The organism is Pseudomonas sp. S3_B11 (genome assembly GCF_054667715.1).
The window spans coordinates 5,721,499-5,734,729 of sequence record NZ_CP162749.1 but is presented as its reverse complement, the minus strand read 5'-3'; the positions used below and the strand labels follow the sequence as shown (position 1 = coordinate 5,734,729).

General features: G+C 61.4%; 1 protein-coding gene. It reads right to left on the bottom strand.

Annotation, left to right across the window (positions count from 1 at the left end):
• Positions 1-98 precede the first annotated feature (98 nt).
• Positions 99-13,037, bottom strand: coding sequence for a retention module-containing protein (locus AB4O22_RS25640; RefSeq protein ID WP_460097431.1), 12,939 nt, complete (start codon positions 13,035-13,037; stop codon positions 99-101).
• Positions 13,038-13,231: the final 194 nt, after the last annotated feature.

The window sequence follows — 13,231 nt, the reverse complement described above, 5'->3', positions numbered from 1 at the left end:
AGGCCAACTGTGGGGGAGTATGGAGGGTGGAGACGAAATCGTCATCCTGGGAGCAGCCATGCACGACCGCCCTGTGAAGGGCGGTCGTGAGGGCCCGGTCAGCTGTTGTTGTGATCGACCTTGATGGTCGGGTCGCTGCCGGCGATCAACGAGTTCAGATTCACGTTCGACCAGTTGTTGCCTTCGAGCTTGATCGTCACGTCCGGGGTCGCGGCGCCGCCGTTGGCCCCATTGAACTGACCGGAGGTGCTGACCTGCAGCGACGACACGCCATCGACCGTGCTGATTTTCAGGAAGTGGTCGATGGTGCTGCCGCTTTCGCCCTGCAACAGGTCCCGCAGGTCGATCCGGTCGCCTTCGCTGGCCTTGAAGTCCTTGATCACGTCGGTGCCAGTGTCGCCGGCCTTCCAGACAAAGGTATCGCCGCCCAGGCCACCGATCAGGGTGTCATTGCCCTGGCCGCCGATCAGTGTGTCGTTACCCGTGCCACCGAGCAGGATGTCATTGCCCTTGCCACCGTCGAGCGTGTCGTTGCCACCCTGGCCGAAAATGATGTCGTTGCCGGCGCCGCCCAGCAGGGTGTCATTGCCATCATGGGCACCGGACACATCGAACGCGGTGTAGTGTTCGGTGATGTACTGGTGCACGTTGCTGGTGGTGACCTTGCTGACGTCCACGCCGTTCTGCTGGGCGACGAACGCCTGGATGGCCTGGTAGCCCTCGCCGGCAACGCCGTTGAAGCTCACCAGATCGCCGAACAGGATGTCGTTGCCGTTGCCGCCGTTGACCGTATCGGAGCCCGGCAGGGTCGCTTCGGTGTGGCCGATGATCGAGTTGGCCAGGTTGTTCGGGTCGATGTTGGTCTGCGGCGTCGAGTCCGAATCGTAGGGCTTGAGGTCGTTCAGGGTCACGTCGTTGTTCAGGCCGATGGCCTCGACGGTGCTCAGGCCCTTGAGCAGCGTGAAGCTGTCGGTCGAGCCCGCTGCCGAATCGACATAGTTCCAGTAATCGGCATAACCGGTGCCGCCCTGGTTCGACAATTCAAAGGTGCCATTGCCCTCGGCATGCACGGTGCCGACATAACTGTCGTTCCAATTCTTTCCGCTTTTGGTCGACAGGTACATCTGGCCGTTTTCGTAGATGGTGTACTTGTGCGTGCTGTCGATCGTCTGGGTGTAGTACTTGCCTACGGTGTAGTTGGCTGCGCTCAGCACATCATCGAGCTTGACGTTGCCGTACAAGGTCGGGTTGGTCTGTTCGCCGGTCTGGTAGAAGGTCGGTTTGCCGTCGGTAATGAAATACGTCAGGTTTTTCGCGCCGGTATTGTTCAAGGCCTGGGTGCTGTTGAAGAAGTTCGCCGTGGTCTTGAACACGTCTTCGTAGTTGGTGCCGCCACCGGACACCATCGAGTCGAGCACGCCTTTGAGCAGGGTCAGGGCGTCCGGGTTGTTGAGGTTGACCGCGACCGACTTGTTCACCTGGTTATCAAAGTCCGCCAGGAAGATGTTCACTGTCCCGGCGTTGCTGCCCATGCTTTGCTTGAGGGTGTTGAACACCGAGGTCAGCGAGGCCTTGGCCGCTGCGATGGACGAGTCGCTCATGCTGCCAGAGCTGTCGACCATGAAGGCGATGTTGTAGTTGACGCCCGGCACTACGGTCAGCCCGCCAATGTCGGCGACGACGATGTCGTTGCCGTCGGTGCCGGTGACGTTGTCACTGCCCGACGTGGCGGTGATGGCGTTGTAGGTCGCCGGGTACACGGTGACTGGGATCTGAGCCGTGGTGGTCGCCGATCCTCCGAGGGCTTCGGTGGAGGTGGAGGTCACGGTCAGATTGAGCTGGCCGTTGTAATAGGTCGGCGGGGTCAGGGTCAGGCTGCCCAGGTTCCAGCCACTGACCGATGCTTCGCCGTTGCCGCCCACGGTCGCGAAGTGGCCCGCGCCGTCGCTCAGCACACTCCCTTCCGGCATGCCGCCAATCTTCACGCTCAGGCTTTCGGAACCGTCGGTGTCGGTCAGGGCGGTGGTGATTTTCGACAGGTGCACGCTGGTGCCTTCGGCGCCTTCGTTGAGCTTGAAGCCGTCGTAATAACCTTCGCCGTTGGTGCCGTGCAGGTCGGAGACGGTCACGCCAGAATTCGCCAGATCGGTCACGCCGGTATAGAGCGGCACGCCGGCACTGCTCAGGTCGACCGGTGTGCTGCCGTTGACCGACAGGTTCACGTCATAGCTGCCCGGGCCGGTCTGGTTGTGGTGGTAGATGTCCAGGGTGTAGTAGCCGCTGGTGGTCGGTGTGAACGAACCGTTCAACTGGCCGCCCGCACCCCAAGTGGTGGCCGCGGCGGTTTTGCCGCCGATGGTCACCAGCAGGCTGTCGTCGCCGGTACCGCTGAAGGTGTAGGTCTTCCCGGCTTCGAGGAAGATCAGGCCCGAGGTTTTCGACGCAGTGCCCGGGTTGACGTTGCTGTCGGACTGCACGTTGGTCACGGTGCTGCTGCTGTTCGGCGTGCCGGCGGCATCGATCACCGACTTGAGCGTGCCGGACGGCGCGCCGCTGCCATCGGTGCCCAGGCCCGACAGGCCGGTCCAGACTTCCTTGATCAAACCGGTGGAGGTCACGTTGTTACCGGCCACGTTGAGGGTCGGTGCGTCGGCGACTGGGGTGATGTCGATCTTCACGGTGCTGGTATTGCCCAGCGCCTGGCCGTCGGTTGGCTGGAACTTGACCTGTGCGTAGTCGGCCTGGTTGTTACCCATGCTGCTACCAACATAACCATTGGCGCCGGATTCGTTGGCGTCCGGAGTGAAGCGCAGCTTGCCGGCGTCGATGTCAGCCTTGGTGAAGGTCTGGTTGTTGGCCACGTCTTTCCAGGTTGCACCGTCCAGATACTGCAACTTGCCATCGGCCGGCAGCTCGGTGATTTTCACACCCAGGCTGGTGGCGGAACTGTCCACGTCGCTGATGCCGAACGTCGACCAGCCGAGGACCAGTGAAGTGTCTTCGGTACCGGTGACCGCGCCGCCAGTGGCCACTGGCGCGTCGTTGACCCCGACCACGTTCACGGTGGTGGTTGCGGTGTTGGAGTAGCTCGTGCCGTCAGTCACTGTCACGGTGATGATGCGCGGTACGGTGCTCGGATCTTCGCTGTTGTTGATGAAGCTGATGTTCTTGATCTGCTGCATGTAGTCGGCCAGCGTCGCGTTGCCCGACAGCGTCAGGACGACCTTGCCGTCGGTGCTGTTGGCGTTGATGCTGATGCCGTTGACGCTGTTGCCCAGGTTCAGCGCATCGCCAGGCTGACGGTTGGTCAGCACGATGGTCGCGCCGGTCAGCATGGTGCTGTCCGGGTCAGTGATGCTCAGGTCAGTGTCGGCGATGGACACGCCCGGACCGGTGGTGCCTTCGGTGAAGGTCACCTGGTAATCGGCGCCGGTCTTGCCGCTGGAGTTGTTGGCGTCCAGGTCGAGTGCCGGTGGCGCATCGTTGTCGATGATCGAGGTACTGACGCTGCCATTGGTGCCGCTGACCGCCAGGTGCTCGAAGTTGCCACCGGTGGCCGAGTCGATCTTGACCACGAAGTTCTCGGTGCCTTCGGTGATCTTGTCGTCCAGCGTCGCCACGTTGAAGGTGGCGCTGGTAGCGTTGGCCGGGATCTTCACGGTGTAGACACCGGTGAAGTCCGTGCCATCGGCGGCGGTGCCGCTGTAGACGATCTTGAGCGTCACCTCGGTTTGCGCCGGGTTCGTCAGGCTGACGGTATAGGTGGCCGCCTGGCCTTCGGTGACCGACGTGCTGCCGGTGATGCTGACGGTGGTGTTGTCGATGGTGTCGGTGACATCGGTCGCCGCAGGCGTGGTGCTAGGAACCAGGTTCTCGAAGTTACCGCCAGTGGCTTTATCGATGCTGACTTCAACTTTGCCAGCGTCTTTGTAGACGTCGTCTTTTGGCGCATCGACGGTCACGGTGCCAGTGGTGGCGCCCGCAGCGATGTTGATTACAGCGCCGTTGCTCAAAGTCACAGTGACAGGCGAGCCAGCGGCGTTGGTTAGGGTGGCGGTGTAAACGATGGAGCCGCCTTCAGCAACAGTGTCAGTTGCCGAGAGCGTCAGGCCAGTGGTGTCCTGAGTGTCTGTGACGGTGGTTTCGGCAGGCTTGCCGTCGATGTCCAGTTTTTCGTAGTTGCCGCCCTTGGCGTCGTCGATTTTGACGCTCAGGTTATCGCCGCCTGCGAGGGCGTCGTTTGGTGTCACGAAGTTCACCGATGCGGAACTGGCGCCGACTGGGATGGTGATGGTCTGGCCGTTCGACAGGGTGATAACCAACGGAGCGTCGGTCACGGGTGCGTTGACCGAGGCGGTGTAAACCACGGTCCCACCTTCGGCCACCGTCGAAGTCGCAGTGAGCGAAACGGTGCTGGTGTCGATGGTGTCGGTGACATCAGTCACCGCAGGCGTGGTGCTCGGAACCAGGTTCTCGAAGTTACCACCAGTGGCTTTGTCGATGCTGACTTCAACTTTGCCAGCGTCTTTGTAGACGTCGTCTTTTGGCGCATCGACGGTCACGGTGCCAGTGGTGGCGCCTGCTGCGATGTTGATGACGGCGCCGTTGCTCAAGGTGACGGTCACTGGTGAGCCAGCGGCGTTGGTCAGGGTGGCGGTGTAAACGATGGAGCCGCCTTCGGCTACTTCGGTAGACGCGGACAGACTCAGGCCAGTGGTGTCCTGGGTGTCTGTGACGGTGGTGTCGGCAGGCTTGCCGTCGATGTCCAGTTTTTCGTAGTTGCCGCCCTTGGCGTCGTCGATTTTGACGCTCAGGTTATCGCCGCCTGCGAGGGCGTCGTTTGGTGTCACGAAGTTCACCGAAGCGGAGCTGGCGCCGACCGGGATGGTAATGGTCTGGCCGTTGCTCAACGTCACGACGAGCGGAGCATCAGTGACCGGTGCGTTGACCGAGGCGGTGTAAACCACGGTGCCACCTTCCGCGACGGTGGACGTTGCGGTCAGGCTCACGGTCGACGTGTCGATGGTGTCGGTAACGTCAGTCACCGCAGGCGTGGTGCTAGGAACCAGGTTCTCGAAGTTACCGCCAGTGGCTTTATCGATGCTGACTTCGACCTTGCCAGCGTCTTTGTAGACGTCGTCTTTTGGCGCATCGACGGTCACGGTGCCAGTGGTGGCGCCTGCTGCGATGTTGATGACGGCGCCGTTGCTCAAAGTCACAGTGACAGGCGAGCCAGCGGCGTTGGTCAGGGTGGCGGTGTAAACGATCGAGCCGCCTTCAGCAACGCTATCGGTTGCACTCAAGGTCAGGCCGGTAGTGTCCTGCACATCGGTAACGGTGGTGTCCGCCGGGGTGGCGTCGATGTCCAGTTTTTCGTAGTTGCCGCCCTTGGCGTCGTCGATCTTCACGCTCAGGTTATCGCCGCCCGCGAGGGCGTCGTTTGGCGTGACGAAGTTCACGGTGCCGCTGCTGGCGCCAACCGGAATGGTGATGGTCTGGCCGTTCGACAGGGTGATAACCAACGGAGCATCGGTCACGGGTGCGTTGACCGAGGCGGTGTAAACCACGGTGCCGCCTTCCGCGACGGTGGACGTTGCGGTCAGGCTGACAGTCGAGGTGTCGATGGTATCGGTAACGTCAGTCACCGCAGGCGTGGTGCTCGGAACAAGGTTCTCGAAGTTGCCGCCAGTGGCCTTGTCGATGCTGACTTCGACTTTGCCGGCGTCTTTGTAGACGTCGTCTTTTGGTGCATCGACAGTGACGGTGCCAGTGGTGGCGCCCGCAGCGATGTTGATCACCGCGCCGTTGCTCAAGGTGACGGTCACTGGCGAGCCAGCGGCGTTGGTCAGGGTGGCGGTGTAAACGATGGAACCGCCTTCGGCGACAGTGTCAGTTGCCGAGAGCGTCAGGCCAGTGGTGTCCTGGGTGTCTGTGACGATGGTATCGGCAGGCTTGCCGTCGATGTCCAGTTTTTCGTAGTTGCCGCCCTTGGCGTCATCAATCTTCACGCTCAGGTTATCGCCGCCTGCGAGGGCGTCGTTTGGCGTAACGAAGTTCACGGTGCCGCTGCTGGCGCCAACCGGGATGGTGATGGTCTGGCCGTTCGACAGGGTAATAACCAATGGAGCGTCGGTCACGGGTGCGTTAACCGAGGCGGTGTAAACCACGGTGCCGCCTTCGGCGACGGTGGACGTTGCGGTCAGGCTGACAGTCGAGGTGTCGATGGTGTCGGTGACATCAGTCACCGCAGGCGTGGTGCTCGGAACAAGGTTCTCGAAGTTGCCGCCAGTGGCTTTATCGATGCTGACTTCAACTTTGCCAGCGTCTTTGTAGACGTCGTCTTTTGGTGCATCGACGGTCACGGTGCCAGTGGTGGCGCCCGCAGCGATGTTGATCACCGCGCCGTTGCTCAAGGTGACTGTCACTGGTGAGCCAGCGGCGTTGGTCAGGGTGGCGGTGTAAACGATGGAGCCGCCTTCGGCGACAGTGTCAGTTGCCGAGAGCGTCAGGCCAGTGGTGTCCTGTACATCGGTAACGGTGGTATTCGCCGGAGTGGCGTCGATGTCCAGTTTTTCGTAATTGCCGCCCTTGGCGTCGTCGATTTTGACGCTCAGGCTGTCGCCGCCTGCGAGGGCGTCGTTCGGCGTAACGAAGTTCACCGAAGCGGAGCTGGCGCCAACCGGGATGGTGATGGTCTGGCCGTTCGACAGGGTAATAACCAACGGAGCATCGGTCACGGGTGCGTTGACCGAGGCGGTGTAAACCACGGTCCCACCTTCGGCCACCGTCGAAGTCGCTGTGAGCGAAACGGTGCTGGTGTCGATGGTGTCGGTAACGTCGGTCACCGCTGGGGTGGTACTCGGAACCAGGTTCTCGAAGTTGCCGCCAGTGGCTTTATCGATGCTGACTTCGACCTTGCCGGCGTCTTTGTAGACATCGTCTTTTGGCGCATCGACAGTGACGGTGCCAGTGGTGGCGCCCGCAGCGATGTTGATCACCGCGCCGTTGCTCAAGGTGACGGTCACTGGCGAGCCAGCGGCGTTGGTCAGGGTGGCGGTGTAAACGATGGAACCGCCTTCGGCGACAGTGTCAGTTGCCGAGAGCGTCAGGCCAGTGGTGTCCTGGGTGTCTGTGACGATGGTATCGGCAGGCTTGCCGTCGATGTCCAGTTTTTCGTAGTTGCCGCCCTTGGCGTCGTCGATCTTCACGCTCAGGTTATCGCCGCCCGCGAGGGCGTCGTTTGGCGTGACGAAGTTCACGGTGCCGCTGCTGGCGCCAACCGGAATGGTGATGGTCTGGCCGTTCGACAGGGTGATAACCAACGGAGCGTCGGTCACGGGTGCGTTGACCGAGGCGGTGTAAACCACGGTCCCACCTTCGGCCACCGTCGAAGTCGCTGTGAGCGAAACGGTGCTGGTGTCGATGGTGTCGGTAACGTCGGTCACCGCTGGGGTGGTGCTCGGAACCAGGTTCTCGAAGTTACCGCCAGTGGCTTTATCGATGCTGACTTCGACTTTACCAGCGTCTTTGTAGACGTCGTCTTTTGGCGCATCGACGGTCACGGTGCCAGTGGTGGCGCCTGCGGCGATGTTAATGACGGCGCCGTTGCTCAAGGTGACTGTCACTGGTGAGCCAGCGGCGTTGGTCAATGTTGCGGTGTAAACGATGGAGCCGCCTTCGGCGACAGTGTCAGTTGCCGAGAGCGTCAGGCCAGTGGTGTCCTGTACATCGGTAACGGTGGTATTCGCCGGAGTGGCGTCGATGTCCAGTTTTTCGTAGTTGCCGCCCTTGGCGTCGTCGATCTTCACGCTCAGGTTATCGCCGCCCGCGAGGGCGTCGTTCGGCGTAACGAAGTTCACCGAAGCGGAGCTGGCGCCAACCGGAATGGTGATGGTCTGGCCGTTGCTCAACGTCACGACGAGCGGGGCATCAGTGACCGGTGCGTTGACCGACGCCGTGTAAACCACGGTCCCACCTTCCGCGACGGTGGACGTTGCGGTCAGGCTGACAGTCGAGGTGTCGATGGTGTCGGTGACATCAGTCACCGCAGGCGTGGTGCTCGGAACCAGGTTCTCGAAGTTACCGCCAGTGGCTTTATCGATGCTGACTTCAACTTTGCCAGCGTCTTTGTAGACGTCGTCTTTTGGCGCATCGACAGTGACGGTGCCGGTGGTGGCGCCTGCGGCGATGTTGATGACGGCGCCGTTGCTCAAAGTCACAGTGACAGGCGAGCCAGCGGCGTTGGTCAGGGTGGCGGTGTAAACGATGGAGCCGCCTTCGGCGACGCTATCGGTTGCACTCAAGGTCAGGCCAGTGGTGTCCTGAGTGTCTGTGACGGTGGTTTCGGCAGGCTTGCCGTCGATGTCCAGTTTTTCGTAGTTGCCGCCCTTGGCGTCGTCGATCTTTACGCTCAGGTTATCGCCGCCCGCGAGGGCGTCGTTTGGCGTGACGAAGTTCACGGTGCCGCTGCTGGCGCCAACCGGAATGGTGATGGTCTGGCCGTTCGACAGGGTAATAACCAACGGAGCGTCGGTCACGGGTGCGTTAACCGAGGCGGTGTAAACGACAGTCCCACCTTCGGCCACAGTCGAAGTCGCAGTGAGCGAAACGGTGCTGGTGTCGATGGTGTCAGTGACATCGGTCACTGCTGGCGTGGTACTCGGAACCAGGTTCTCGAAGTTACCGCCAGTAGCCTTGTCGATGCTGACTTCAACTTTACCAGCGTCTTTGTAGACGTCGTCTTTTGGCGCATCGACGGTCACGGTGCCGGTAGTGGCGCCCGCAGCGATGTTGATCACCGCGCCGTTGCTCAAGGTGACGGTCACTGGCGAGCCAGCGGCGTTGGTCAATGTTGCGGTGTAAACGATGGAACCGCCTTCGGTGACAGTGTCAGTTGCCGAGAGCGTCAGGCCAGTGGTGTCCTGTACATCGGTAACGGTGGTATTCGCCGGAGTGGCGTCGATGTCCAGTTTTTCGTAGTTGCCGCCCTTGGCGTCGTCGATCTTCACGCTCAGGTTATCGCCGCCTGCGAGGGCGTCGTTTGGTGTCACGAAGTTCACCGAAGCGGAGCTGGCACCGACCGGAATGGTGATGGTCTGGCCGTTGCTCAACGTCACGACGAGCGGGGCATCAGTGACCGGTGCATTGACCGAGGCGGTGTACACCACGGTGCCGCCTTCGGCGACGGTGGACGTTGCGGTCAGGCTCACGGTCGAGGTGTCGATGGTATCGGTAACGTCAGTCACCGCAGGCGTGGTGCTCGGAACCAGGTTCTCGAAGTTACCGCCAGTGGCTTTATCGATGCTGACTTCAACTTTGCCAGCGTCTTTGTAGACGTCGTCTTTTGGTGCGTCGACGGTCACGGTGCCAGTGGTGGCGCCCGCAGCGATGTTGATGACGGCGCCGTTGCTCAGGGTCACAGTGACAGGTGAGCCAGCGGCGTTGGTCAGGGTGGCGGTGTAAACGATGGAGCCGCCTTCAGCAACGCTATCGGTTGCACTCAAGGTCAGGCCGGTAGTGTCCTGTACATCGGTAACGGTGGTGTCGGCAGGCTTGCCGTCGATGGCAAGGTTCTCGTAATTGCCACCCTTGGCGTCGTCGATTTTGACGCTCAGGTTATCGCCGCCTGCGAGGGCGTCGTTCGGCGTAACGAAGTTCACCGAAGCGGAGCTGGCGCCAACCGGAATGGTGATGGTCTGGCCGTTGCTCAACGTCACGACGAGCGGGGCATCAGTGACCGGTGCGTTGACCGACGCCGTGTAAACCACGGTCCCACCTTCCGCGACGGTGGACGTTGCGGTCAGGCTGACAGTCGAGGTGTCGATGGTGTCGGTGACATCAGTCACCGCAGGCGTGGTGCTCGGAACCAGGTTCTCGAAGTTACCGCCAGTGGCTTTATCGATGCTGACTTCAACTTTGCCAGCGTCTTTGTAGACGTCGTCTTTTGGCGCATCGACAGTGACGGTGCCGGTAGTGGCGCCCGCAGCGATGTTGATTACAGCGCCGTTGCTCAAGGTGACGGTCACTGGTGAGCCGGCGGCGTTGGTCAGGGTGGCGGTGTAAACGATGGAACCGCCTTCAGCTACTTCGGTAGACGCGGACAGGCTCAGGTCAGTGGTGTCCACCGAATCGGTAATCGTGGTGACCGCAGGCGCGGTGCTCGGCACCAGATTCTCGAAGTTGCCACCTGTCGCACCGGTAATGGTGGTGCTGACGGTGCTGCCGTTGTTGTAGACGTCATTAGCCGGCGTCTCGACGTTAACGGTGCCAGTGGTCTGGCCGGCGGCGATGGTGATGATCGAGCCATTGCTCAGGGTCACGGTTACGGGAGTCTGGGCCGGGTTGGTCAGCGTCGCGGTGTAAACAATCGAACCGCCTTCGGTGATGGTGTCGCTGGCGGTCAGGGTCAGGCCAGTGCTGTCCACCGAATCGGTAATCGTGGTGACCGCAGGCGTCGTGCTCGGCACCAGATTTTCGAAGTTGCCGCCGGTTGCGCCGGTGATCGTAGTGCTGACCGTGCTGCCGTTGTTATAGACGTCATTAGCTGGCGTCTCGACGTTAACGGTGCCAGTGGTCTGGCCGGCGGCGATGGTGATGACCGAGCCGTTGCTCAAGGTCACCGTCACCGGGGTCTGGGCCGGGTTGGTCAGCGTCGCGGTGTAGGTAATCTGGCCGCCTTCGGTGATGGTGTTGCTGGCGGTCAGGGTCAGGCCGGTGGTGTCGGCCGAATCGGTAATCGTAGTAACCGCAGGCGTCGTGCTCGGCACCAGATTTTCGAAGTTGCCACCGGTCGCACCGGTAATGGTGGTGCTGACCGTGCTGCCGTTGTTGTAGACGTCATTAGCCGGCGTCTCGACGTTGACGGTCCCGGTAGTCTGGCCGGCGGCGATGGTGATGACCGAGCCGTTGCTCAGGGTCACGGTCACCGGAGTCTGGGCCGGGTTGGTCAGGGTGGCGGTGTAGGTAATCTGGCCGCCTTCAGTGATGGTGTTGCTGGCCGTCAGAGTCAGGCCAGTGGTATCCGCCGAATCGGTAATCGTGGTGACTGCAGGCGCCGTGCTCGGCACCAGGTTTTCGAAGTTGCCACCGGTCGCACCGGTAATGGTGGTGCTGACCGTGCTGCCGTTGTTATAGACGTCATTGGCTGGCGTCTCGACGTTGACGGTCCCGGTAGTCTGGCCAGCAGCGATGGTAATGACCGAGCCGTTGCTCAAGGTCACCGTCACCGGGGTCTGGGCCGGGTTGGTCAGGGTGGCGGTGTAAACAATCGAACCGCCTTCGGTGATGGTGTTGCTGGCGGTCAGGGTCAGGCCAGTGCTGTCCACCGAATCGGTAATTGTGGTGACCGCAGGCGTCGTGCTCGGCACCAGATTTTCGAAGTTGCCGCCGGTTGCGCCGGTGATCGTAGTGCTGACCGTGCTGCCGTTGTTATAGACGTCATTAGCTGGCGTCTCGACGTTAACGGTGCCAGTGGTCTGGCCGGCGGCGATGGTGATGACCGAGCCGTTGCTCAGGGTCACGGTCACCGGAGTCTGGGCCGGGTTGGTCAGGGTGGCGGTGTAGGTAATCTGGCCGCCTTCGGTGATGGTGTTGCTGGCCGTCAGAGTCAGGCCAGTGGTATCCGCCGAATCGGTAATCGTGGTGACTGCAGGCGCCGTGCTCGGCACCAGGTTTTCGAAGTTGCCACCTGTCGCACCGGTAATGGTGGTGCTGACCGTGCTGCCGTTGTTATAGACGTCATTAGCTGGCGTCTCGACGTTAACGGTGCCAGTGGTCTGGCCGGCGGCGATGGTGATGACCGAGCCGTTGCTCAAGGTCACCGTCACCGGGGTCTGGGCCGGGTTGGTCAGGGTAGCGGTGTAGGTAATCTGGCCGCCTTCGGTGATGGTATTGCTGGCGGTCAGGGTCAGGCCAGTGGTGTCCACCGAATCGGTAATCGTAGTAACCGCAGGCGTCGTGCTCGGGACCAGGTTTTCGAAGTTGCCACCGGTCGCACCGGTAATGGTGGTGCTGACCGTGCTGCCGTTGTTGTAGACGTCATTAGCCGGAGTATCGACGTTAACGGTGCCGGTAGTCTGGCCGGCGGCGATGGTGATGACCGAGCCGTTGCTCAGGGTCACGGTCACCGGAGTTTGAGCCGGGTTGGTCAGGGTGGCGGTGTAGGTGATCTGGCCGCCTTCGGTGACGGTATTGCCCGCGCTCAGGGTGACGGTGGTGGTGTCGATGGTGTCGGTGATCTGGGTCACGGCCGGCGTGGTGGGCACGGTCACGGCAATGCCAGTGCCACCGGTGGTGCCAGTGACGGTCACGCTGATCTGGCTTGGGTCGTTGTAGACCGTGTCATTCGGCGCGAGTGGAACGTTGACGCTACCGGTCAGCTGACCCGCCGGGATCACGATGACCGCGCCGTTGGACAAGGTCACGGTCAAGGCGGTTTGCGGGGCCTGGGTCACGGTCGCGGTGTAGACCAGCACGCCGCCGGCTTCGGTCAGGGTCGGCGTGGCGCTCAGGGTCATCGTCGCATTGAGGACAGCGTTGGCGGTCGTATCCGTAGTATCGCCACCCAGGGTGTTGTTATCGGTGGCAGCCGCCGCAGCGAGACCTTCAGTTGGGAAACCGACAGTAGGGTCGACGCTACCAGCGGTGGCATCCAGCACCACAAAGCTGTGGCCGCCACCGGCGGCGCCGCCCGTACCTGCGGCAGTGGCGCCGGCGGCGGTGGCTTCCAGGGCGGTCGTCGGGTCGACACCCGCGGCGATGGCTTGTTGCAGCTCTTCTACCGACGGCGCGGCCTGGGCAGTGGCTTGTGCCAGGTCGGTGGAGGAGTCCGGGGCATTGGCGCTCCACTGGGTGTCGCGGCCCAGGTCCAGGGTGCGGCCATCGGCCAGATCCAATGTGACGGCGCCAGAAGGGCCAGTGTCCAACTGATCGCCCGTGTACAGGCGATCGCCTTCAATGAGTACGCGCCGGATGCCCTCTGGGGATACGACGAAAACCTGACCAACAATGCTTTTGACAACGGCAATAACACTGCTCATTGAAGACTCTCCGGGTGTCACGCTCAGTAGACTTCCATGGACCCGTCAGCTTGTAGGCTGCAGCGGTCTGGACGTACATGTTCACAAAGTAAGGTTATTTGACGCTTTTACATGTCAATATTTTGGCTGTGTTTTCTCAATTATTTTGTTTGTGCCAAACTATTGACCTTCTGCCGGCCATCCTAAACAATCGC

Bases quoted from the DNA above. Each gene is read 5' to 3' on its own strand.
- AB4O22_RS25640 (WP_460097431.1), bottom strand. From the start codon at position 13,037: ATGAGCAGTGTTATTGCCGTTGTCAAAAGCATTGTTGGTCAGGTTTTC.